The following is a 21758-nucleotide window of genomic DNA, read 5'->3' on the forward strand; positions in this document are numbered from 1 at the left end:
GGATATAGGGATAGCACGAAGCCACCGGGGAATGAAGCGAGATAATAGCTAGGCTTAATATGTCATTGTTTTATAATAAAAAATTAAGGTTAACGAACGGCTTTAAGCCGCAGAAAACAGCCATTTCTCAAGATGAATACCAGCCGGCCCCGCTCCCCGCCCCAAAATGGGACGGCGGCGGGATGGCCTGATTACAAGAGAAATTTGAGACTGGAACAGGCCCCTGAAAGGCCGCCCCCAGGAGCGCTTCAAGGACCGCTTCAAGCGGCCTCGGCGACCACCCGGTTACGGCCTTCGCGCTTGGCGCGGTAAAGCGCCTGGTCGGCCCGTTCGAGCAATGCGGAGGCATCGTCGGCAATGCCGAGCGTCGCGGCGACACCGATGCTGACGGTGATCTTCAACTCCACCGCACCTTGCGCTGCAGCAAAAGCCCGGTCGGCAATTTGCTGGCGCAGCCGTTCGGCAATCGAATAGGCAAGCGCCACATCCGTGTCGGGCATGACGACGACGAACTCTTCCCCGCCCAGCCGGCAGGCAAGATCGACGCCGCGCACATTGGCCTGCATGCGCCGGGCAAATTCCTTCAGCACATCATCGCCCACCGCATGGCCGTGCGTGTCGTTGACCGGCTTGAAATAGTCGATATCGAGCACAAGCAGCGAGACGGGTTTGCCGGTCTCGTTATGCTGCGCCACCAGCGTGCCCAGATGGTGGGTCATGTAACGGCGGTTATAAAGCCCGGTCAGCGGGTCCGTGATGGCCGCCTCGAGGCTTTCCTGCACCGTCTGGCGCAGCTGATCCTGATAGCGCTTGTGGCGCAGCTGCGTCTTGCAGCGGGCCAGAAGCTCGCTGCGGTCCAGCGGACGCAGCAGATAATCGTTCACGCCGATGTCGAGCGCGCGCACGAGGCGGGGCATGTCCCCCTCTTCCACGAGTGCCAGCACGGGAATATTACGGGTCGCATCGAGCGATTTGAGCTGCGAGCAGAGCCGCAACCCGTCCACTTCCTGCAGCGACAGGCTGATGACGATGAGGTCGTAGTGATTGTCCTGCACGACGGACAAAAGCCGGTTCGGATCGCCGAGCACGGCCACATCATGCACTTCCGCTAGCGTTTCGGCGATGCGGCGGCAGGAAATTTCACGGTCGTCGAGAAGCAGCACGCGGCCTTTGATTTCGCAGCTCGGCCCCTCCGGCTCGCCCGGTTCCACAAGGCCGATGCGCTGGCCCGTGCTCTCGCGCATGCGCAGCTCGTCCATAAGCATTTTCAGCCGCACCAGGCTTTTCACGCGGGCGAACAGCGCCACGTCGTTCACCGGTTTGGTGAGAAAATCGTCGGCGCCGGCTTCCAGCCCCTGCACGCGGTCGCTTTGTTGATCGAGCGCCGTCACCATGATCACGGGAATATGCTTGGTGTGCGCGTCGGCGCGCAGACGACGGCAGACTTCAAAGCCGTCCATACCGGGCATCATGACGTCGAGCAGAACGATGTCGGGCAGCTCTTTCTGCGCAACTTCCAATGCTTCCGGTCCGGAAGCCGCCTGCAGCACCTCGAAATACTCAGCCGATAACTTAGCGTCGAGTAGCTTTAGGTTGGCCGGGACGTCGTCGACAATGAGAACTCTGGCCGTCACCTCTTACCCCAAAAAACGCTGAACGGTTTCCAGAAATTGCGTGACCGAAATCGGCTTGGCGATATAGGCCTCGCACCCCCCTTCACGGATCTTTTCCTCGTCGCCCTTCATGGCGAATGCCGTCACGGCAACCACCGGGATGGAGCGCAAATTATCGTCTTCCTTCAACCACTTGGTGACTTCCAGCCCAGACACTTCCGGCAGCTGGATATCCATGAGAATGAGGTCGGGATGATTGGCGCGGGCGATTTCCAGAGCTTCGATACCGTCCCGCGTCTGCAAGGTGGTATACCCGTGGGCATCCAGCAGGTCGTGGAACAGCTTCATATTGAGCTCGTTGTCTTCCACGATAAGAACCGTTTTCGACATTGCGTTCGAAGCTCCCCTGGGAAAAACATCCGGTTGCCAGGCGGATTAGGTTCCGGCTGGCTTGTTACAGTTGAACTCAATATCGTTAACTAAGTCTTTAAAGACAGACTGGAAGAAGCAGTTCTTTGCCGAAACCCGCCGGATACTTAAAATTGTCTTTCGCAGGAAAAAGGGCCCGTAAATGCAGAAAGATACCGCCGAAACCATCGCCCTGCAGGGCCTTGCCTTTATCGCGGAAAATGAAAGTGAACTCACTGCTTTCCTGGAGGCGACCGGCGTCGATATTAAGACTTTAAGGGCCAATGCCTCCAGCCCCCATATCCTGGCCGGCGTCATCGACTTTTTGATGATGGACGACAAGCGCCTCCTTGCATTTTGCGAAGAGGCGGGCCTGCCTCCCGAAACACCGGGCGAGGCCCGCCAGGCCCTGCCCGGCGGCGACCTGCCTCACTGGACTTGAGGCCCCGCCCGGGCGATAAAACCTCCCATGAAAGCTCCTGAACCAGACTTCCTCGCCCTGGATGCAGCGGTGCGGGCCCAGATCGACGCGCTGGACCTTGCCCCCGGACGCCCCCTCATCATTTCCGATGCCGATGAAGTGCTTTTGCAATTCGTGCAAGGGCTCGAAATCTATCTGGAGCGCCAGGGCCTCTGGCTCGATCTGCAGAGCTTCGCGCTCACCGGCAATGTGCGCCGCATCGGCACGAATGAGCGCATTCCCGCTTCCCGGATGCCGGATATCCTCGGCGGCTTCTTTGCCTCCGAAACCGCCTCGCTGAAAGCGGTGCCGGATGCCGCCGAAACCCTCGCCGCCCTTTCCAAACGCGCGCAGATCGTGGTGCTCACCAATGTGCCGCAGGATCAGCGCGCGGCGCGCGCCGCCTGCCTGGCGGGCCAAGGGCTCGATTATCCGGTCATCGCCAATACGGGCCTGAAAGGCGGCGCGGTGCGCTATCTGGCCGAGGCGGCGGGCCGCGCGCCGGTCTTCTTCCTCGATGATATCCCGCATAACATCTCGGCCGTCGCCAAGGCGCATGAGGAAAGCCAGCGCATTCATTTCATCGCCGATGAGCGCCTCGCCAAACTGCTCCCGCCTTGCGCCGACAGCCATTTCCACACGACAAAATGGCAACTGGCAGGCGATTTCATCCATTCCCGGCTGGACGAAACCGGCTTTTAAACGGCACGCCCCATGCGCATCGGCATCGATCTTGGCGGCACGAAAATCGAAGGCATTCTGCTTGCCCCGGATGGCCGGGTGCTGGCCCGCGAGCGGCGTGAGACACCGCGCGGGGATTATCCTGCCACGCTGGAGGCCGTTGCCGCGCTCTGCGCCGCGCTGAAGAAACAAGCCGGCGGCAAAGCCACGATCGGCATCGGCATGCCCGGCGCGCCCTCGCCCGCCACGGGCCTCATCAAAAACGCCAACTCCACCTGGTTGATCGGCAAGCCCTTGCAGACCGACCTTGAAGCAAGCCTCGGCCAGCCCGTGCGCCTTGCCAATGATGCCGACTGCTTTGCCCTGTCGGAAGCCGCCGATGGCGCGGGCGCAGGTGCCCGCTCCCTCTTCGGCGTCATTCTGGGCACCGGTGTGGGCGGCGGCCTCGTCTATGAAGGCCGCCTCATCAATGGCCCCAATGCCATTGCCGGTGAATGGGGCCACAATCCCCTGCCTGCGCCGCAGGAGGCAGAATTGCCCGGTCCCGGCTGTTATTGCGGGCGGCAAGGCTGCATCGAAACCTGGCTTTCGGGCCCCGGCCTTGCGGAAGACCATTTCCGCCTCACCGGGGAGAAGGCGGAACCCCATGAGCTGGCATCGCGCGCCGCTTCAGGCGATCCGGCAGCCGAAGCCACGCTGGCGCGCTATGCCGATAGGCTCGCCCGCGCGCTGGCCGGGGTGATCAATATTTTCGATCCGGAAGTCATCGTGCTCGGCGGCGGGCTTTCCAACCTCACCTTCCTTTATGAGGCTGTGCCCGCCCGCTGGGCGCGGTATATTTTCTCCGATCAGGTAGCAACGCGCCTCAAGCCCAATCTGCATGGCGATTCCAGCGGTGTGCGCGGGGCGGCCTGGCTATGGAGCGAAGCGGAAGCTGCCGCGCTTTAAGGCGCTTGCCGCAAAAAAGCATCAAGGGAGCCGAATGGAAACCGGGCTGTGCCGGGACTGTTTCACGGTGCTGCCGGAGGGCGCGAAACGCTGCGCCTCCTGCGGGCGGCCCCGGCTTGTCTTCCACCCGGAGCTTTTCTCCCTCTCCATCGCCCATCTCGATTGCGACGCTTTTTATGCGGCGATCGAAAAGCGCGACAATCCGGAGCTGCGGGACAAGCCGCTGATCATCGGCGGCGGCAGGCGCGGCGTCGTCAGCACCGCCTGTTATATCGCCCGCACGAAGGGCGTCGGCTCCGCCATGCCCATGTTCAAGGCCCTGGCCAAATGCCCGGAGGCAGTGGTCCTCACCCCCAACATGGAAAAATACGCCAAGGCGGGCAAAGAAGTGCGCCAGCTCATGCGCGAGCTGACACCGCTTGTCGAACCGCTTTCCATCGACGAAGCCTTTCTCGATCTCACCGGCACCGAGCGCCTGCACAAAGCCCCGCCCGCCGTTTCCATGGCCAAGCTTGCCAAACGCATCGAGGCGGAAATCGGCATCACCGTGTCGGTCGGTCTCAGCTACAACAAGTTTCTGGCCAAGATCGCCTCCGACCTCGACAAGCCGCGCGGCTTTTCGGTCATCGGTGAAGCCGAGGCGCTGGACTTCCTCGCGGATAAACCCGTCTCGCTTATCTGGGGCGTCGGCAAGGCCTTGCAGGCAAAGCTCGAGCGGGACGGCATTACCCGCATCAAGCAACTGCGCAATTACGAAGAGAACGATCTCCTTGCCCGCTACGGCGTGATGGGGCGGCGGCTTTTCCGTCTTGCCCATGGCCAGGACGCGCGCATCGTCAGCGCCGAGCGGGAAGCGAAAAGCATTTCATCCGAAACGACTTTCTCGAATGACATTTCCTCTTTTGCCGAACTCGACAAACGTCTTTGGCCGCTTTGTGAAAAACTGTCCGCACGCATGAAAGCCGCCGGCCTTGCCGGACAGACCGTGGTGCTGAAACTGAAGACGAAAGACTTTAAAACCCGCACCCGCAATCAGCGCCTGTCCGACCCGAGCCAGCTTGCCGAAGTTCTGTACCGCACCGCCTCGCCGCTGCTTAAGAAAGAATGCGACGGCAAAACCACTTTCCGCCTGCTCGGCGTCGGCTTTGCAACGCTCACCGATGGCGATCTTGCCGACCCGCCGGACCTGCTCGATCCCGCAGCGGCGCGGCGCGCAGCGGCTGAACGCGCGATGGATGCAATGCGCACAAAATTCGGCAAAGACATCATCACGATGGGGCGTGGCTTCAAGGCGCCTCAGCGCTCGCAGGGCTCCGACGGCAAATAGTCGAGGCTGCTCAGCCCCGCATCCACTTTGAAATCGATGTAATCCATCTTCAAGGCGCTGGAAATCCCGTTCGCGTAAAGATGATAGGCCACCTGGTATTCCGGCACGCCGTCAACGCGGGAGGGATGGTGATAAGAAAGCTGAACGCGCCACCATTCCTGCGACGCCATATCTTTCGCCGCTTCCTCACTCATTTCCACGCTTTCAAGCGTCGCGTCATCTCCCCGGCTCTTGCCGATAAAGGCCGAGGCGAGAAAGGCCGTATCAACCTCCGCTCCCTCATAGATCGGCCGGCTATAGGTCGTATCGCCCGCTTCCGCCGTTTCCACCAGGGCAAGGGAAAAGGCGCTCGGGAAAACGGTTTCCGGCGCAAGCGCCAGATCCGGCGCATTCGGCTCCTCGAAATGCACCGCAGGCGTCCCCTCTTTCGAGGCATGGCCCTTGATGCGTTCGATTTCCTCACCGTTCATGAAACGCTGAAAGTCGAATTCGAAATTCTGCCCATCCGCCGCCTCAGAGCTTCTGAAACGCAGATCGCGCACCACTTGAATGTCGTCCATCGTCGCGACACGCATGACGAGACGCTGGGCGAGCTTGTAGCCGGTGCAGGCATTGCCCGTCCATTCCAGCACCATGCGCCCGGAAAGGTCGGCAATGTCCGCCGACATTTGGGAACTGTCGAGCTTAAGCTCATAAACGGCCCGGTGCGGTTGAAACTCCCCTGCCAGGGCTGTGGAAGCCAGCATGACCGATGCAGCACACGAAGCCAGAGCCGCTTGCCGCAAATGCCGTCCAAACAATCTCATCTTACATCCTCTCCCGTAAGGAGCTCTCCCGTAAGGGGCTCTCCCTTAAGCAGCCTTGCGAAGCGGCGGGTTTTTGCCGATCTTGTCATTGGCCTGTCCGAACCGCCGAATTATGCCAGAAAGAAAGCCTGCTTGCATGTCCTTGCCGCGCGTCCTCGTCACCCGCAAATTGCCCGCCGATGTGGAAGCGCGGCTGAAACGGGATTACGCCCCGCTTTTGAATGAAGAGGACCGGCTTTTCAGCGCCGGGGAGCTTGCCGCCCGCGCTAAGGATATGGACGCGGTCCTGGCGACGGTGACGGACAAGCTCGATGCCGCCGCGATAAACGCCCTGCCCGAAAGCGTGCGCATCATCGCCACCTTCTCGGTCGGCTATGACCATATCGACGTCGCTGCAGCGGCACAGCGCGGCATTACCGTGACGAACACGCCGGGCGTGCTCACCCATGCCACCGCCGATATCACGCTCCTCCTCATTTTAGGCGCAGCGCGCGGCGCAGGCTGGGGCGAAGCGATGATCCGCCAAAAGACATGGCAGAACTGGGCGCCGAGCGGCCCGCTCGGCACGGATGTGACGGGCAAAAGGCTCGGGATACTCGGCATGGGCCGCATCGGCCAGGCCGTGGCCGCACGGGCGCGCGCCTTCGGTATGGAGATCCATTACCACAACCGCACCCGCCTTTCCGAAGCCGGGGAGCAAGGCGCGCATTACCATGAAAGCCCGGAGGCGCTATTCGCCCAATCGGACATTCTTTCCGTCAATTGCGCCTCCACCCCGCAGACACGCGGCCTCGTCAATGCCCGCACGCTCGCCCTTCTGCCCGAGGGCGCGATTGTCGTGAACAGCGCACGCGGCGACATTGTCGAGGACGAGGCGCTGATCGCGGCCTTAAAAAGCGGCAAAGTGGCCGCCGCCGGGCTCGACGTTTATGCGGGCGAGCCCGACATTCACCCCGGCTATCGCGGCCTTTCCAACACGTTTCTTCTGCCACATCTGGGCAGCGCGACGCGCGAGACACGCAATGCCATGGGCTTTTGCGCCCTCGACAATCTCGACGCCTTTTTCGCCGGAAAAGAGCCGCCGAACCCCGTCACGCCGTGAGGCATTTTGCCCTGCCAACCTTGCCCACCGGCAGCAAAGGGGGAACTTTTTGCCTATTTCCACATAAAGAAGAGCTTCTAAACCCTTGGATTTATGGGGATTCGCATTTGGCACATGGCTTGCGCTGGCATTGGCGGGGATGACAAAGGGCAATGCCAGGAGAAAACGATGGGGCTCGCCAAGGCAGATAAGACAACCACGCTCGATACAAAACGAGCGGCTCCCGCAACCGGGCAAAGCATTCACCCGGTGATCGATACGCTGGAAATGCGGATGCGCTGCGCATTGCTGCGCGATGCCGGGCGCGCGGAGACGCCCGAAGAAGTGATCCGCCGGGCGCTGGATTATGCCTCCGAGGCCGAGCAGCGCATCAGCGAGCTATCGGCCCGCGTCAAACTGCTGGAATCGCTCACCGTCACGGATGAGCTGACCGGCCTTTTGAACCGGCGCGGCTTCCAGGACATACTCTACCGCAACCTTGCCAGCGCCACGCGGCATAATGAGACGGGCGTCCTGGCTTTTATCGATCTCGACGACTTCAAACTCATCAACGACACCTATGGCCACGCGGCTGGCGATGCGGTGCTGCGCAAGATCGGCCAGTTCCTGCGCCGGAATATCCGCACCACCGATTATGCGGCGCGGCTTGGCGGCGATGAATTCGCGCTGCTTTACGTACGCGGCGAACATGCCCGCGCAAGAGAGCGCGCGCGCGAGCTGAACGAAAAGCTCAACGGGCTCATCGTGCCCTGGGAAGGCCAGGCGATCGAGGTGCATGCCAGCATCGGTATGGCAAGTTACGACAAGGATTCCACGGCGATGGAACTGCTGGAGCTTGCCGACCGGGCAATGTACCGGGACAAGAGCCGCGCGCGCAAGAAAACGCCCGCCCGCCGCAAAAACGCTGTCACGCGGACCCGCGCTGCATCACGGAAAAAGGCCAGCGCATAAGCCTGGCCTTATCCATCCACCCTTTTATCCGTCTGCCAAAGCTGCAGGCTGCGCCAGCACCGCCGCGTGCAAGGAGCGGCCTGCCCAGGCGAGATCGCCCGCCGGAACACTGACGGCTTTGCGGCCCGGAAATAGCTCCGCTAGAATATCGCGCGCCCGCGCATCATGCGCATCGCCATATGCGGGCACCAGCAGCCCGCCATTTACCGGATAGAACCCGACATAAGAAAACTGCGCGCCGCGCCCTTCCGTTCCGGCAAAAAGATCGCGGGTGAGCGGCACATCGACGATCTCCAGTGCCCTGCCCCGCGCATCCTTTGCCGCTGAAAGCTGGGCGCGCGCATCGGCCAGCACTTCGGCTTGGACCGGGTCCGCCTCACTTCCGCATGCAACCGCAACACGGGCCGGGCCGGTGAACGCGGCAACCTGGTCCACATGACCGCCCGCTTCATCCTGCGCCATGCCGCCGCCCAACCAGATGATACGCCGGGCACCGCAGAACATGGCCAGCGCTTCTTCGATTTCGCGGTGCGAATGTTCGCGGTTGCGGTTGCTGTCGAGCAGCACCGCCTCCGTCGCGATCAACGTGCCCGACCCATCCGCGCAAACCGCGCCGCCTTCCAGCACAAGCTCGCCTTCATAGCGTTTCAGACCGATCTCATCGAGCAGCTTGCCCGCCAGACGCCGGTCATTGTCGATATGGCGGAAATGCCCGCCCAGCCCGTCATATTGCCAGTCGATACCGGCAACACCGCCCATCCCGTCGATCACGAACATCGGCCCGTTATCGCGGATGCGCCCATCGTCCTGCGCCATGACATGCAATTCGACCGCGCTGTCGCGCCCGCAGGCAAAACGCGCGGTGGCCTCATCTTCTGGCCGCACGATGAGGCTCACGGGCTCGAACTCGGCAACGGCCCGCACGAGCCCTGCATAAGCGGCATGGGCCTGCGGCAGGCTTTCACCCCAGACATCCGCGCGGGCCGGCCACTCGACCCAGGTGCGCTCATGCGGTTCCCATTCGGCGGGAAGAAAAAATCCATCGGTGAGCGGGCTTTGATAAATGGGCTCCATGATGCTCCGGAACTGTTGCGAATGAGAATTACGGTGTAGGTTGAAGCGAGCACAGAGGCAGCCTTTAACGCAATGAAAAAAGCCCCAGATAAGGGCAAACACTATCGGGAAAGATCATGGCAGGACCGGCAACGTCAGACGAAATCGAAAAACGCTTGAGCAATCTTGGTATCGCACTGCCTGCGCCGTCGGGCGCGGCGGGCAATTATGTGCCCTATGTGATCAGCGGCCAGCAGCTCTTCATTTCCGGTCAGGTGCCGCTTTCCCCCGAGGGGCTGAAGTTTCAAGGCAAGGTCGGAGACGCCTTCAGCCTGGAAGAGGGTCAGGAAGCGGCCCGGCTCTGCGCCATCAATATTCTGGCCCAAGCCAAAGCGGCCTGCGGGGGCGATCTTGCGCGCCTTCGCCGCTGCGTCAAACTCAGCGGCTTCGTCAATTCCACCCCGGATTTCGACCAGCAGCCCGCCGTGATCAACGGCGCCTCGGACCTCATGGTCGCGGTGCTCGGCGAGGCGGGCCGCCATGCGCGCACGGCGGTGAGCGCGGCGAACCTGCCCTTCAATGTCGCCGTTGAAATCGACGCCATCTTCGAAATCGCGTGAACGCCCCCGCCCGTCATTTGCCTTGCCGCGCGGCAGCGCTAGACTCCTTTGCCGGAGGACCCCCCGGAGGACCTTATGGGCGATGAAGAACAAGTCGTGATCCGCGTTGTACACGCCATCGGCGAGGTGAAAGCGGAAGAATGGGATGCCTGCGCCAACCCACCGGGCGAGCCGCGCAATCCCTTTATCTCCCATGCCTTTTTGAAAGCGCTGGAAGAAAGCGGCTCGGCCACCCGCTCAACCGGCTGGGCGCCCTATCATCTCGTGATCGAGGAGCCGGGCGGCAGGCTGGCAGGCTGCCTGCCCATGTATCTGAAGAACCATAGCCGGGGCGAATATGTCTTCGATTACGGCTGGGCCGATGCTTTTGAGCGCGCGGGCGGGCGCTATTATCCGAAGCTCCAGGTCTCGGTGCCCTTTACGCCCGCCAGCGGCAGGCGGCTTCTTGCCCGCCCCGGCCCGGCGCGCGCCCATATCGAAAAAGAGCTTCTGGCAGGCGCCATGGAAGTCTGCCGCCAGCTCGAGGCCTCTTCCATCCACTTTACTTTTCTCCCCAAAGAGCAATGGGACGAGCTTGGCAAGATCGGTCTTCTGCAGCGCACCGATCAACAGTTCCACTGGACGAACAGGGATTACGCGGCCTTCGACGATTTCCTCGCCGATCTTGCCTCGCGCAAACGCAAGAACCTGAAAAAGGAGCGCGCACGCGCTTTGGAAAACGATATCGAAATCGAATGGGTGACGGGCGCGGAACTCACCGAAGATCACTGGGACGCGTTCTTCATGTTCTACATGGACACCGGCGCGCGCAAATGGGGCACGCCCTACCTCACCCGCGAGTTTTTCAGCCTGATCAACGAGACCATGGCCGACGACACGCTGCTCATCATGGCAAAGCGCGAGGGGCGCTATATTGCCGGGGCCTTGAACTTCATCGGCTCGGAGACGCTCTTCGGGCGCAATTGGGGCTGCATCGAGGATCATCCCTTCCTGCATTTCGAATGCTGCTACTATCAGGCCATCGATTTTGCAATCTCGCGGGGCCTCAAAAAGGTCGAAGCCGGGGCGCAGGGCGCGCATAAGCTGGCGCGCGGCTATCTGCCCGAACATACCTATTCCGCCCATTACATCGCCAATCCGGGCCTGCGCGAGGCGGTGGGCGATTATCTGGAGCGCGAGCGCGCCTATATCGATCAGGATATCGAGATGCTTGGCGCGCACTCCCCCTTCAGGCACGATACGGGAAACGAAGAAATCTAATCTGACGCCAGAACAAGGGAGAAACCCGATGGCCTATGATGACAGCAATGTCTTCGCGAAAATCCTTCGCGGGGAAATGCCCTCCATCGCGCTTTACGATGACGAGATGACCTATGCCTTCATGGATGTCATGCCGCAGGCGCCGGGGCACTGCCTTGTCATTCCGAAATTTCCCGCCGAAAACCTTTTCGATCTCGACGCCGACTATGCCGCCGCCATGGCGCGCACGGTGAAAAAACTCGCGCCCGCCGTGAAAAAAGCCATGGACGCGCCGGGCATCATGATCGCGCAGCTGAACGGGGCCGAGGCCGGTCAGACCGTCTTTCACATCCACACCCATATCATTCCGCGCTGGAACGGCATCGACCTGAAACTCCATGCCCGCGAGATGGCGGATATGGACGAGCTGAAAGCGCAGGCGGAAAAAATCAAAGCCGCGCTGAACTGAACGCCGCCGGCTTCGGCATCAAAGGGGGAGAGAATGGACAAGAAGAACAATCTGAAGATCGCGGCAGGCTTTGCCGCCGCGCTCGCTCTGGCAGCCTGCGACGACCAAAAAGCGGCGGAAGATACTGCGCCGGAGGAAATGCAGGCTCCTGCCGCGCAAGAAGAAAGCGCCGCGCCCGCCTCTTATAAACTTGAAAATGTCGTGCCGGGTTCCGCCTTCCACGGCATTCACGGCATCACCGAAACCTCCGACGGCAAATTGCTTGCGGGCAGTGTGCTCGGCCGCGCGATCTACGAGATCGACAAGGAGACGGGCACCGTCAGCATCTATGAAGCCCCGCCCACCGGCATGGCCGACGATCTGGAAGAAGGCCCGGACGGTGCACTCGGCTGGACCGCGTTTCTCGACGGCAAATATTATCTGCGCACCAAAGACGGCGAACTGCGCACCCTTGCCGAAGACCTGCCGGGGCTCAACTCCACCGCCTGGAACATGGAAGGCCGGCTCTTTGCAACGCAGGTCTTTCTCGGCGATGCGCTTTATGAGCTCGACCCGCAAGGCGTCGCTCCGCCGCGCAAGATCATGGAAGGCATGGGCGGCCTCAACGGCTTCGATTTCGGCCCGGACGGCAAACTTTACGGCCCGCTATGGTTCAAGGGCGAGATCGTCCGCGTCGATGTGGATGAAGCCACGCTCGAAACCGTGGCAACGGGCTTTAAGACACCCGCTGCCGTTAATTTCGATTCCAGAGGCAATCTCTGGGCCGTCGATACGGCGGAAGGCGCGGTCTATAAAGTCGATATCGACGATGGCGCCCGCGTGAAAGTCGCCGATGTCGATGCCGCCATCGACAATCTGGCGATCACGGCGGACAACCGGCTCTTCATCACCAATATGGCGGATAATGCCATCATCGAAATCGACACCGAAACGGGGGAAAGCACCCCGCTCGTCAAAGGTAAGCTGGCCGTCGCCGCCGATCTTGCGCTTGTGGAGGAAGACGGCCGCGAAGTGCTTTATGTCGGCGACGTTTTCGCGCTGCGCAAGGTCGACATTGCCGATGGCAGCGTCAGCGAAGTGGGCCGCGTCTTCGGTTCCAATATCGATTATCCGATTTCCGTTGCCGCGGCGCACGGGCGCATAGCGGTTGCCGGCTGGTCGGCCGGCGCCGTGCAGGCATTCGAGATCGGCGCGGCGGAGCTACCCGGTCCCCATCACGGTTTCAATGCGCCGACCGACGCCCTGCCCCTCGCGGATGGCAGCCTTCTCGTTGCCGAATATGGCCGCGGCGCGCTGGTGAAAGTCGCGGCGGATGATTGGAAAAACCGCACGGATTTCGTCACCGGCCTCAAAGGCCCCGCCAATCTCATGCAAGGCCCCGATGGGCGGATCTACCTGAGCGAGCAGCTTGCCGGACGCATCTCCACGCTCGATCTTGAAACCGGCACATTGACCCCCGTGGCAGAAGGGCTCGAAGGGCCGGAAGGGTTCGACATCGATACGGCAGGCAATCTCTATGTCGCCGAAGTCGGCGCGCGCCGGATCGCCCGCATCGACCTGTCCACATCTCAGAAAACCGTCATCGCCGAAGACCTGCCTATCGGCTTCGGCTTTGAAGGCGATGTCCTGCCGCTCAACGTGCCGACCGGCGTTGCCGTTGCCAAGGACGGGTCGGTCTATTTCACCTCCGACATCGAAGCGGCGCTCTATAAACTCACGCCGCAATAAGCGCGTTTTCCAGGCACCAAAAAAAGGCGGGACCCGGTAAGGGACCCGCCTTTCTTTTCAGCTTCCCGCCTCATGGCTTAGCCGAGATGGAACACCACCAGCTTGTTGCCGTCGAGATCGCGGAAATAACCGCCATAGAAATTATCCGTGCGCGGGCCGGGATCGCCTTCATTCGTCGCGCCAAGCTCCAGCGCTTTAGCGTGGAACTGGTCCACCACTTCGCGTGACGGCGCGGCGATGGCCGGCATCACGCCGTTGCCGACCGTGGCGGGGCTGCCGTCATGCGGCTTCGTCACAGCCAGCATCGCGCCATTGCCATTGCCCCACATTACGAAACGGCCCGGATCCGTCGCGGCCTGTTTGGCGCCCACCAGCGGCACAAGCTGCTCGTAGAAAGCCACCGCTTTATCCAGGTCGTTCGTCCCGATCATCAAGTAACCCAGCATCCCTGTTCTCCTTCATTGTCGCGGCGGTTCTATGCCCGCCTTCAGGTGGCATCACTTAACAGCATCCACGCTCGCCCCTGCAAGCGGTCAGGCCAATTCCCCGGCAGATAAAATAACGTGGCGGCGGGGCCAATTCATCACAATTGCGTGTTGTCAATTTGGCCTGGAAAAGTCCATGCAGCGTCTTTTGTCAAAGAGGGGGATGAGACATGTGGGCGATCGTCGCCGTTACCTTGCACCTGCTCGCCGGGCCGGATGTATATGTCATTACGGATGCAGGCACATTTGAAACGAAGGAAGCCTGCGAGGCGGAAATCGCAAAATCCGTTCCGGCAAAACTCGAAGGCGCGGCGCTGGAAGAATACAAAGCCGGCAGCCGGGGCTATATGTGCATCAAGGCCATCGAGCCGAAATAAGCAGCCCATCTGCTGAAAAGAAAAGGCCGCCCTCACCGGGGCGGCCTTTCGTTTATTCGACCATGAGCGGCACTTTGGGGACGGAAGACCCGCCGCCCGGCGAATTGCCGCCGTCGCCGCCCGGCTTTTTCGGACCCGAGCCCTTGCCGTTCTTCTGCGAACGTTTTTTAGGCGGCGGGGCCGGCTCGAATTCGAAGCTGAGCGCATCGTTCTTGACGATGACGCGCACCACGCCGCCATGCTTCAACTCACCGAAGAGCACTTCATCGGCGAGCGGCTTCTTGATGTGCTCCTGAATGACGCGGGACATGGGCCGCGCGCCCATCTGCTGGTCATAGCCATGACCGACAAGCCATTGCGTCGCCTCCGGCGTCAGCTCGATGGTGATGTGACGGTCGGCAAGCTGCGCTTCGAGCTGCATGACGAATTTCTCGACCACGCGGGCAATGACCTCTTCGGGCAGATTGCCGAAGGGGATTACCGCATCGAGGCGGTTGCGGAATTCGGGCGTGAAGAGCTTCTTCACCGCTTCCTCGTCTTCCCCTTCCCGCTTGGTGCGGCCGAAACCGATCGGCTCTTTCGCCATATCGCTGGCGCCCGCATTGGTGGTCATGATCAGCACCACATTGCGGAAGTCGATCTGCTTGCCGTTATGGTCGGTCAGCTTGCCGTGATCCATCACCTGCAAGAGGATGTTGAAGAGATCCGGATGCGCCTTCTCGATCTCGTCGAGCAAGAGCACGCAGTGCGGATGCTGGTCGACACCGTCGGTCAGAAGTCCGCCCTGGTCGAAGCCGACATAGCCGGGCGGCGCGCCGATGAGACGCGACACCGTGTGCCGCTCCATATATTCGGACATGTCGAAACGTAAGAGCTCGACGCCCATGATGCTGGCGAGCTGACGGGCAACCTCGGTCTTGCCGACGCCGGTCGGACCGGAGAAGAGATAGGACCCGATCGGCTTTTCCGGCTCGCGCAGGCCCGCCCGCGACAGTTTGATCGCGGAGGCAAGCGCATCGATCGCTTCGTTCTGGCCGAAGACCACGCGCTTGAGCTCGTTGCCCAGATCGCGCAGCTTTTCCGTGTCGCTCTTGGAAACGGATTTCGGCGGAATGCGCGCCATCGTGGCGATGACTTCCTCGATCTCCTTCACACCGATGGTTTTCTTGCGCCGCGATTCCGGCAGGATCATCTGCCGCGCGCCCGCCTCGTCGATCACATCGATGGCTTTGTCCGGCAATTTGCGGTCCGCCATATATTTCGACGACAGCTCCACCGCCGACTTCACCGCTTCATTGGTGTAGCGCAGCCCGTGGAACTCCTCGAAATAGGGCTTGAGGCCTTTGAGAATCTTGATCGTGTCGGGCACCGACGGCTCGGTCACGTCGATCTTCTGGAAGCGGCGCACCAGCGCACGGTCCTTTTCGAAGTGCTGACGGTATTCCTTATAAGTGGTCGAGCCGATGCAGCGCAGCGTGCCGCTGGCAAGCGCGGGCTTGAGCAGGTTGGAGGCATCCATCGCCCCGCCGCTCGTCGCGCCAGCGCCGATGACGGTGTGAATCTCGTCGATGAACATCACCGCGCCCGGATAATCCTCAAGTTCCTTGATGACCGCCTTGATGCGCTCTTCGAAATCGCCGCGATAGCGCGTACCGGCCAGCAGCGTGCCCATATCGAGGGAGAAGATCGTGGCGTCTTTGAGAACTTCCGGCACCTCGCCATTGACGATCTTGCGGGCAAGGCCTTCGGCAATCGCCGTCTTGCCGACGCCGGGATCGCCGACGAAAAGCGGGTTGTTCTTCTGGCGGCGGCAGAGAATCTGGATTGTGCGTTCGACTTCCTTGTCGCGCCCGATCAAGGGGTCGATCTTGCCCTTCGACGCTTTCTCGTTGAGATTGACGCAATAAGCTTCCAGCGCTTCCGTCGTGCCTTTCGCGCCGCCTTCTTCCGTCACAGCCTCTTCCTCGACGCCGCGCACGGGGCGGGCCTCGTTCATATCGGCGCGCTTGGCGATGCCGTGGCTGATATAGTTCACCGCGTCATAGCGCGTCATATCCTGCTCTTGCAGGAAGTAAGCGGCATGGCTCTCGCGCTCGGCGAACATGGCGACCAGCACATTGGCGCCCGTCACTTCTTCGCGGCCGGAGGATTGAACGTGAATGACGGCGCGCTGAATGACGCGCTGGAAGCCTGCCGTCGGCTTGGCTTCCTCGCCATCGTCGATGATGAGGCTCTGCAATTCGTTGTCCACATATTGGACAAGCTGCTGGCGCAAATGTTCCAGATCGACATTGCAGGCGCGCATGACCGCTGCCGAGTCCCGATCGTCGATCAAGGCCAGCAACAGGTGTTCAAGCGTGGCGTATTCGTGCTTTCGCTCATTAGCCAAAGCCAACGCTCTGTGAAGACCTTCTTCGAGACTACGGGACAATGATGGCACGTGTTTGTTCCTGCTATCTGAATGTTACCGTTTGAAAGCGCGTCCCTCTCTCCTCAACCTTTTGTCTCGGCAGCGCTAATCCCGTTCCATCGTACACTGTAACGGGTGTTGATGTTGGCGTGAAAAATCCACGACTTGAGTCACTTTGGTTTCGGCGACTTCATATGTGTAGACACCGCAGATGCCGACCCCGTGCTGATGCACATGCAGCATGATCTGCGCGGCCTCTTCCGGGCCCTTGTTGAAAAACCGCTCCAAAATATGAACGACAAACTCCATGGGCGTGTAATCGTCGTTGAGCAGCAGCACCTTGTACATGGACGGCTTCTGGGTCTTGGGCTTCGTCTTGGTTATGACGCCCGTCCCCGTGCCGCCCTGCCCGCCGATATCCTCGTCGCCGTCTTCCGAAAGGCGCCAAGGCGAAAAAGACGGGAAAACAGGTTGAAGAGCCATGCCATGCGGCGCCTGCCCGCCGGTGGCGAGCCCCGCCGAACGCTCCGACATTTCAGAAATATCCAGCTTAATCAACATCTTAGCGTGTCGTTCCCGCATAACTTCCCGTAAAATCACCGAAACGGAATTCCCCGTGCTCATATTACATAGGAAAAATTCAAACTAATGAAAGAGCCGCATTCAAGGTGCGCCTCTCCGAAAGCCGCGCAAATCCTGCGAATTCACGCAGCAAGCCTGCCATGAACCGCCCGGTCCGGACAAGCAGCCCGCCCGGCTTGCCCGCGTTCGAGGCCGATTTCGCGCCGCGCGTGCCCAGATTGCAAATAAAGTTAAAGACAAATTTTTACCTTAACGAAGGGGTAATTACGCCTCCCCTAATGTGGATCCCTGAAAACGGTGCAGAAATTGCAGGATTTTTCCTGCGGCATCTTGGATTTTACACAAACTGACAGTACTGTGATGCAGGGATCAGGGGTTTTTGTAACTGAGCGGGTTTCCATGTGGGGGAAAGCGCGAATCGGTGCGTCTAGGGTGTCTTTTTGGGGGATTGTCAGCGCAGCCATTCTGGCGCTGAGCCTGTTCTTCGCGCCTGCCGCGCACGCCAATAGTAAATATGCGGCCATCGTCATCGATGGCTACACGGGGAAAGTCGTGTTCTCCCGGAACGCGGATAATGCCCGTTACCCTGCCTCCCTGACCAAAATCATGACCCTTTATATGGTGTTCGAGGAGCTGGAAGCCGGGCGCCTGTCGCTCGACACGCGCATGAAAGTGTCGCGCCGCGCCCAGGGCCAGGCCCCCTCCAAGCTGGGGTTGAAAGCGGGCCAGTACATTCGCGTCGATGACGCCATCAAGGCGCTGGTGACGAAATCCGCCAATGACGTGGCAACCGTGGTGGCCGAGCATATCGGCGGCACCGAAAGCGCCTTTGCCCGGAAAATGACGGCAAAGGCGCGCGAGCTCGGCATGCGCCGCACCCGTTTCATGAACGCCTCGGGCCTGCCCAATACGCGCCAGAAAACCACGGCCCGCGACATGGCCAAACTCGGCCAGCGAATCCGCGAGGATTTTCCCGAGTATTATGATTATTTCCAGACCGAGCGCTTTTCCTGGCGCGGGCGGACCTATTCCAACCACAACAATCTGCTGGGCAAATATGGCGGCACGGTCGGCATCAAGACGGGCTATACCCGCGCTTCCGGCTTCAACCTGACCGCCGCCGTCGAGCGGGACGGCAAATATCTGATCGGTGTCGTCATGGGCGGGCGCAAGGCGCGCAGCCGCGACAACCACATGGTGAAGATTCTCGATGATGCCTGGAACCGGGTGCAGCCGGGCAATCCGGGCACCTTGATGGTGAAGGCGCCGCTGCCGATCGAAAAGCCGCCGGTGACCTTCGCCGCCAATTTGCCCGACACGTCCGATCCGGCCTTGATGGCCTCGCTCGACCTGCCGGGCGGCGCTTCTGCCCGCAGCGCGCAGCGGGCCAACACCGAATTCCTGCCGCTCGAGCCGCCAGCCGAAGAAGAATTGCCGCTGCGCCGCGCCTCACTGAGCGAGCCGGCCGTTCAGCCGCAACCACAGAACTCCGCCGCACGCATCGCCAAAGCGGCCCTGCGCGAGGCGGCCGAGCCGCTTGAAAAAGTCGGCAATCTGATCGCCCCTGCCGCCCATGCGCATACGGGCAACGCCCATGGCGCCGCAGGGAGCACGCGCACAGGCAGCACACGCAATGTCGCCCTGCCGCCGCCGCCCAAGCAGCAGCCCTCGCTTGTCGGCTCGCTCTTCCCGCCGGAAAGCTGGGTCATCCAGATCGGGGCTTACCGTGACCCGGCGCAGGCCGTGGACCGTATCCGCGAGGCCATGCAAGCCGCGCCCGGCGAGCTTTCCAACGCCGTGCCGGTAACGGTGCCGGTGATGACGGGCGATACCACGCTTTACCGCTCGCGCTTCGGCGGCTTTGATGAGCTGACCGCGCGCAACGCCTGCGGCCAACTTGCCCGCGTGAACATCAGCTGCATCGCACTGCCGCCATCCGGCTGGTCGGCCGCCTCCGCCCGCCGCGCGCCCAATAACGGCTGAGCCTAAGCCTATTTCTTGAGAAGCACGTCTTTCGCCTCGTTGATTTTCGAGGCGAGATAGGTCGTCCCTTCCCTGTCGGGATGGACCTTGCCGAGCAATTTGCGGTGCGCCTGTTTGATCTCTTCTGCCGAAGCGCCTTCTTGAAGGCCTAGCACCTCCAGCGCCTCCGCCCGGCTCATCTGCCCCTGCCGCGGAGGCCTGCCGCCCGCCCCGCCTGCAGCCCCGCCGGAGGCATTGCCTCCGAGCTGGCCGAAGGGCCCGAAACCGCCGAACCCCAAAAGCCCCGCCGCCGCGCCGAACAGCACGACAGCCAGGCCGATCCGGCCGGTCAGCGCAAGGCCGAGCCCGACGATAATGGCCGCAGCCGCGCCAAGCGTGCGCGCCCGGCTGACGACCCGCGCGCTATCGGCATAGGCCACGCGGTAAAGCAGCCAAAGCACCCCCGCCAGCAACACCCCGCCCAGAACGAACCAGATCATCCAGTGTCCTTTCGCATCATGGCGGCCCGGTGCCTCTTCTTTCAGGGCCTGCTAGCCTTCTCCCGCCATTTCGGCCAGAGGCAGGTCCAGCGTCTCGATAAGCTGGCGCACTTCGGCCCGCGCCGCCACATGCGACATGGACCAGGCGCCGCCCTCTTTCAAGTCGAGCAAGGTAAGGCCCGAGGGAAACATCTCACGGAAGATCACCCGTTCCCCGAAACCGGGCGCGAGGCGGAAGCCGATCCGGTCCGCCAGTGCTTCGAGCACGCCTTCAAGGCGGCGCTTGTTCTTGGCGTCCAGCATGGACAGCCGGTTGCGCATCACCACCCAATCGATGCTGCCGCCATCGGCCATGGCGCGGCGCTTGCGGCTTTCCCAGACCATTTCCGAATAAACGCTGGGCCCCTTGATCTCATAGGTTTGCGGATCGACGCGGGCCAGCAGATCGAAATCGACGAAACTGTCATTCATCGGCGTGATCAGCGTGTCGGCAACCGCATGGCCGAGCCGGGAGAGAAAAGAGTCCGACCCCGGACAATCGATCACCACGAAATCATGCGCGGCGGAGGCGCGGGCAAGGCCGGCCTGAAAACGCTCGCGCTCATCTTCCTGGCGCTCGGCGACCGTCTCCTTATCGGAAAGCTCGATCACCTGATGATCCGGCATGGCAAGGCGCACGCCGTTCGACTGCGACCAGGCCGCGCGGTTTTCCACATAGCGGGTCAAGGAGCGCTGACGGCTGTCGAGATCCATGGAGGCGACGCGGAAACCTTCTTGAAGCAGAACGGCGATGACATGCATGGCGCTCGTCGTCTTGCCCGAGCCGCCCTTTTCATTGCCGAGCACGATCACATGCGCCCGGCGGCCGCCGCTGCCCGCCTTTTGAGGTTCTTCCGGTCTCTGCCCGCCTTCCATGCGGCCACTCTCCCCGGTTCTCCCGGATATACCGCCCCGCGCCGTTTCCAGCGCGCCGCTTTGCCCGTCCACCATGCCCTTACCCCGACTCATAACCCCGATACTGCCACGGGCGGCGGAGTTTGTTGTGCCCCTTTTGGCAAGTCAACCGGCATTGCGCCTGCCCTTCATTGCGCGCCAAGGGCGCATAAGCGGCGGGAAACCCCGTTTACAGCTTCGGCCCGGCACTTATCCCCGCCTCCACCTGCATGGGCGATACTGGAGCCTCAACGGTGAAACGCAGGCGCGGCTTGCTGGCCGCCTGCCAGCCGTTAAACTGATTCAACGCGGAGACTCACCGCGCACCCGAAAGGAGCCGGATTTGTTCGTTATCCCCATGCGCCGCCCCATCGCATTCCTTTTTGCAGGATTACTCCTCGCGCTTTGCGCCGGGTTTGCCGGTGACAAAGCCCAGGCAGCGGAAACAGACACGCAAAAAGCCCATTTCCGCGTCGTGCGGGTGGACAGCAACGACGTCTTGAACATGCGCATCGTGCCCGATCCTTATGCGGCAAAAGTCGGCGCCATTCCGCCGGATGCGCGCGGCATCGAGGCGACGGGCCGCACGGCCAAGCGCGGCGATTACATCTGGCGGGAAATCATGTACCGGGACGTGACGGGCTGGGTGAACAGTCACTTCCTCGTGCGCGACCGGGCGCAAAGCGCCGGTGCCCCGCCCCAGATCGATCCCGAAGCCGAGATCACCGGCAGCACATCCGGCACCAGCGTTTTTCTGGAACCTTTGAGCTGCGCGGGAACGGAACCCTTTTGGGGCATGCTTTTGAAAGGCCGTGAGACCGTGCTGGACTCGCTGGCCGATGGTCCCTTGCAGATCGATCTTTCGCCTGCCCGCCAGTCGCCGCAAATGTCCACCGCCTGGGCAATCGATGCGCGCACGAAGGCTGAGAACAAACCGGTCTCCATCATCATCCGCCGCACCAACCAATGCTCGGACGGGATGTCGGACATCATCTTTCCATACGAAACATTCATCACCATCAGCGGCGGGCCGTTTTATGCTGGTTGCTGCAACACCGCATCGGGTAGCGGCAAGAATTAGCGCCGCCTCCCAAAAGAGGCGGA

At 61.4% G+C, this 21758-nt stretch carries 22 protein-coding genes; 13 read left to right on the top strand and 9 right to left on the bottom strand.

Annotation, left to right across the window (positions count from 1 at the left end):
* Window positions 1-260: 260 nt before the first annotated feature.
* Entirely contained in the window at window positions 261-1634 is a 1374-nt protein-coding gene (locus tag M2A_RS14250; RefSeq protein ID WP_045448860.1) for a PleD family two-component system response regulator, read from the bottom strand.
* Window positions 1635-1637: 3 nt separating this feature from the next.
* Entirely contained in the window at window positions 1638-2003 is a 366-nt protein-coding gene (locus tag M2A_RS14255) for a response regulator (RefSeq protein ID WP_045448862.1), read from the bottom strand.
* Window positions 2004-2184: 181 nt separating this feature from the next.
* On the opposite strand from M2A_RS14255, the gene M2A_RS14260 reads away from it, so the two are divergent.
* From M2A_RS14260 to M2A_RS14275, 4 genes are read left to right on the top strand one after another with little or no spacing between them, the layout of a single operon-like run.
* The gene (locus M2A_RS14260) at window positions 2185-2463 is read left to right on the top strand and encodes a DUF3572 domain-containing protein (protein ID WP_045448864.1); all 279 of its coding nucleotides are present in this window, start codon (window positions 2185-2187) and stop codon (window positions 2461-2463) included.
* Between the two features lie 27 nt (window positions 2464-2490).
* Window positions 2491-3183, top strand: coding sequence for a hypothetical protein (locus tag M2A_RS14265; protein ID WP_052379517.1), 693 nt, complete (start codon window positions 2491-2493; stop codon window positions 3181-3183).
* Between the two features lie 12 nt (window positions 3184-3195).
* Window positions 3196-4110 carry an ROK family protein gene (locus M2A_RS14270; RefSeq protein WP_045448867.1) on the top strand — a complete coding sequence of 305 codons (915 nt, stop codon included), beginning with the start codon at window positions 3196-3198 and terminating at the stop codon, window positions 4108-4110.
* A 34-nt stretch (window positions 4111-4144) separates the two neighbouring features.
* Window positions 4145-5437 (top strand): DNA polymerase IV, encoded by a 1293-nt coding sequence (locus M2A_RS14275; protein WP_045448869.1) that lies wholly within the window; start codon window positions 4145-4147, stop codon window positions 5435-5437.
* On the opposite strand, the gene M2A_RS14280 is transcribed toward M2A_RS14275, so the two are convergent.
* Window positions 5407-6183, bottom strand: a complete 777-nt coding sequence (locus M2A_RS14280; protein ID WP_197052957.1) for an EipB family protein — start codon at window positions 6181-6183, stop codon at window positions 5407-5409. The genes M2A_RS14275 and M2A_RS14280 overlap by 31 nt on opposite strands.
* Window positions 6184-6379: 196 nt before the next feature.
* On the opposite strand from M2A_RS14280, the gene M2A_RS14285 reads away from it, so the two are divergent.
* Window positions 6380-7345 carry a 2-hydroxyacid dehydrogenase gene (locus M2A_RS14285; RefSeq protein ID WP_045448873.1) on the top strand — a complete coding sequence of 322 codons (966 nt, stop codon included), beginning with the start codon at window positions 6380-6382 and terminating at the stop codon, window positions 7343-7345.
* Between the two features lie 168 nt (window positions 7346-7513).
* On the top strand, window positions 7514-8296 hold the full coding sequence (locus M2A_RS14290; protein ID WP_052379518.1) for a GGDEF domain-containing protein: 783 nt from the start codon (window positions 7514-7516) through the stop codon (window positions 8294-8296).
* 24 nt (window positions 8297-8320) lie between these two features.
* Here the strand turns inward: M2A_RS14290 and M2A_RS14295 are convergent, their stop codons facing one another.
* Entirely contained in the window at window positions 8321-9370 is a 1050-nt protein-coding gene (locus M2A_RS14295; RefSeq protein ID WP_045448876.1) for an agmatine deiminase family protein, read from the bottom strand.
* A gap of 116 nt (window positions 9371-9486) precedes the next feature.
* On the opposite strand from M2A_RS14295, the gene M2A_RS14300 reads away from it, so the two are divergent.
* From M2A_RS14300 to M2A_RS14315, 4 genes are all read left to right on the top strand, one after another.
* Complete coding sequence (locus M2A_RS14300) at window positions 9487-9969, top strand: RidA family protein (RefSeq protein ID WP_045448879.1); 483 nt, start codon at window positions 9487-9489, stop codon at window positions 9967-9969.
* A 75-nt stretch (window positions 9970-10044) separates the two neighbouring features.
* The gene (locus M2A_RS14305; RefSeq protein WP_045448883.1) at window positions 10045-11229 is read left to right on the top strand and encodes a GNAT family N-acetyltransferase; all 1185 of its coding nucleotides are present in this window, start codon (window positions 10045-10047) and stop codon (window positions 11227-11229) included.
* A gap of 28 nt (window positions 11230-11257) precedes the next feature.
* On the top strand, window positions 11258-11677 hold the full coding sequence (locus tag M2A_RS14310; protein WP_045448885.1) for an HIT family protein: 420 nt from the start codon (window positions 11258-11260) through the stop codon (window positions 11675-11677).
* A gap of 33 nt (window positions 11678-11710) precedes the next feature.
* Complete coding sequence (locus M2A_RS14315) at window positions 11711-13405, top strand: hypothetical protein (RefSeq protein WP_052379519.1); 1695 nt, start codon at window positions 11711-11713, stop codon at window positions 13403-13405.
* A gap of 77 nt (window positions 13406-13482) precedes the next feature.
* Here the strand turns inward: M2A_RS14315 and M2A_RS14320 are convergent, their stop codons facing one another.
* Window positions 13483-13851, bottom strand: coding sequence for a VOC family protein (locus M2A_RS14320; RefSeq protein WP_045448887.1), 369 nt, complete (start codon window positions 13849-13851; stop codon window positions 13483-13485).
* A 209-nt stretch (window positions 13852-14060) separates the two neighbouring features.
* On the opposite strand from M2A_RS14320, the gene M2A_RS14325 reads away from it, so the two are divergent.
* The gene (locus M2A_RS14325; protein ID WP_045448889.1) at window positions 14061-14267 is read left to right on the top strand and encodes a hypothetical protein; all 207 of its coding nucleotides are present in this window, start codon (window positions 14061-14063) and stop codon (window positions 14265-14267) included.
* A 52-nt stretch (window positions 14268-14319) separates the two neighbouring features.
* On the opposite strand, the gene clpA is transcribed toward M2A_RS14325, so the two are convergent.
* Together clpA and clpS are read right to left on the bottom strand one after the other, a co-directional pair.
* On the bottom strand, window positions 14320-16707 hold the full coding sequence (clpA, locus tag M2A_RS14330) for an ATP-dependent Clp protease ATP-binding subunit ClpA (protein ID WP_045448891.1): 2388 nt from the start codon (window positions 16705-16707) through the stop codon (window positions 14320-14322).
* A gap of 75 nt (window positions 16708-16782) precedes the next feature.
* Complete coding sequence (gene clpS / locus M2A_RS14335; protein WP_081875654.1) at window positions 16783-17160, bottom strand: ATP-dependent Clp protease adapter ClpS; 378 nt, start codon at window positions 17158-17160, stop codon at window positions 16783-16785.
* Window positions 17161-17691: 531 nt separating this feature from the next.
* On the opposite strand from clpS, the gene M2A_RS14340 reads away from it, so the two are divergent.
* A complete protein-coding gene (locus M2A_RS14340; RefSeq protein ID WP_052379520.1) occupies window positions 17692-19242 on the top strand; it encodes a D-alanyl-D-alanine carboxypeptidase in 1551 nt (516 codons plus the stop codon).
* Between the two features lie 8 nt (window positions 19243-19250).
* Here M2A_RS14340 and M2A_RS14345 read toward each other — a convergent pair whose 3' ends face one another.
* A complete protein-coding gene (locus M2A_RS14345) occupies window positions 19251-19721 on the bottom strand; it encodes a DnaJ domain-containing protein (RefSeq protein WP_045448893.1) in 471 nt (156 codons plus the stop codon).
* A 51-nt stretch (window positions 19722-19772) separates the two neighbouring features.
* Window positions 19773-20729, bottom strand: coding sequence for a division plane positioning ATPase MipZ (locus M2A_RS14350; protein WP_280113608.1), 957 nt, complete (start codon window positions 20727-20729; stop codon window positions 19773-19775).
* A gap of 268 nt (window positions 20730-20997) precedes the next feature.
* Here M2A_RS14350 and M2A_RS17555 point away from each other — a divergent pair, with 268 nt between their 5' ends.
* Window positions 20998-21735: a hypothetical protein gene (locus tag M2A_RS17555; RefSeq protein ID WP_147446287.1), complete on the top strand. Its 738-nt coding sequence runs from the start codon at window positions 20998-21000 to the stop codon at window positions 21733-21735.
* Window positions 21736-21758 lie beyond the last annotated feature (23 nt).

Origin of the sequence: Tepidicaulis marinus (genome assembly GCF_000739695.1) — a bacterium.
Lineage (GTDB): Bacteria > Pseudomonadota > Alphaproteobacteria > Parvibaculales > Parvibaculaceae > Tepidicaulis > Tepidicaulis marinus.

Bases quoted from the DNA above. Each gene is read 5' to 3' on its own strand.
- M2A_RS14255 (WP_045448862.1), bottom strand. From the start codon at position 2,003: ATGTCGAAAACGGTTCTTATCGTGGAAGACAACGAGCTCAATATGAAG.
- M2A_RS14260 (WP_045448864.1), top strand. From the start codon at position 2,185: ATGCAGAAAGATACCGCCGAAACCATCGCCCTGCAGGGCCTTGCCTTT.
- M2A_RS14265 (WP_052379517.1), top strand. From the start codon at position 2,491: ATGAAAGCTCCTGAACCAGACTTCCTCGCCCTGGATGCAGCGGTGCGG.
- M2A_RS14270 (WP_045448867.1), top strand. From the start codon at position 3,196: ATGCGCATCGGCATCGATCTTGGCGGCACGAAAATCGAAGGCATTCTG.
- M2A_RS14275 (WP_045448869.1), top strand. From the start codon at position 4,145: ATGGAAACCGGGCTGTGCCGGGACTGTTTCACGGTGCTGCCGGAGGGC.
- M2A_RS14280 (WP_197052957.1), bottom strand. From the start codon at position 6,183: ATGCTGGCTTCCACAGCCCTGGCAGGGGAGTTTCAACCGCACCGGGCC.
- M2A_RS14285 (WP_045448873.1), top strand. From the start codon at position 6,380: ATGTCCTTGCCGCGCGTCCTCGTCACCCGCAAATTGCCCGCCGATGTG.
- M2A_RS14290 (WP_052379518.1), top strand. From the start codon at position 7,514: ATGGGGCTCGCCAAGGCAGATAAGACAACCACGCTCGATACAAAACGA.
- M2A_RS14295 (WP_045448876.1), bottom strand. From the start codon at position 9,370: ATGGAGCCCATTTATCAAAGCCCGCTCACCGATGGATTTTTTCTTCCC.
- M2A_RS14300 (WP_045448879.1), top strand. From the start codon at position 9,487: ATGGCAGGACCGGCAACGTCAGACGAAATCGAAAAACGCTTGAGCAAT.
- M2A_RS14305 (WP_045448883.1), top strand. From the start codon at position 10,045: ATGGGCGATGAAGAACAAGTCGTGATCCGCGTTGTACACGCCATCGGC.
- M2A_RS14310 (WP_045448885.1), top strand. From the start codon at position 11,258: ATGGCCTATGATGACAGCAATGTCTTCGCGAAAATCCTTCGCGGGGAA.
- M2A_RS14315 (WP_052379519.1), top strand. From the start codon at position 11,711: ATGGACAAGAAGAACAATCTGAAGATCGCGGCAGGCTTTGCCGCCGCG.
- M2A_RS14320 (WP_045448887.1), bottom strand. From the start codon at position 13,851: ATGCTGGGTTACTTGATGATCGGGACGAACGACCTGGATAAAGCGGTG.
- M2A_RS14325 (WP_045448889.1), top strand. From the start codon at position 14,061: ATGTGGGCGATCGTCGCCGTTACCTTGCACCTGCTCGCCGGGCCGGAT.
- clpS (WP_081875654.1), bottom strand. From the start codon at position 17,160: ATGGCTCTTCAACCTGTTTTCCCGTCTTTTTCGCCTTGGCGCCTTTCG.
- M2A_RS14345 (WP_045448893.1), bottom strand. From the start codon at position 19,721: ATGATCTGGTTCGTTCTGGGCGGGGTGTTGCTGGCGGGGGTGCTTTGG.
- M2A_RS14350 (WP_280113608.1), bottom strand. From the start codon at position 20,729: ATGAGTCGGGGTAAGGGCATGGTGGACGGGCAAAGCGGCGCGCTGGAA.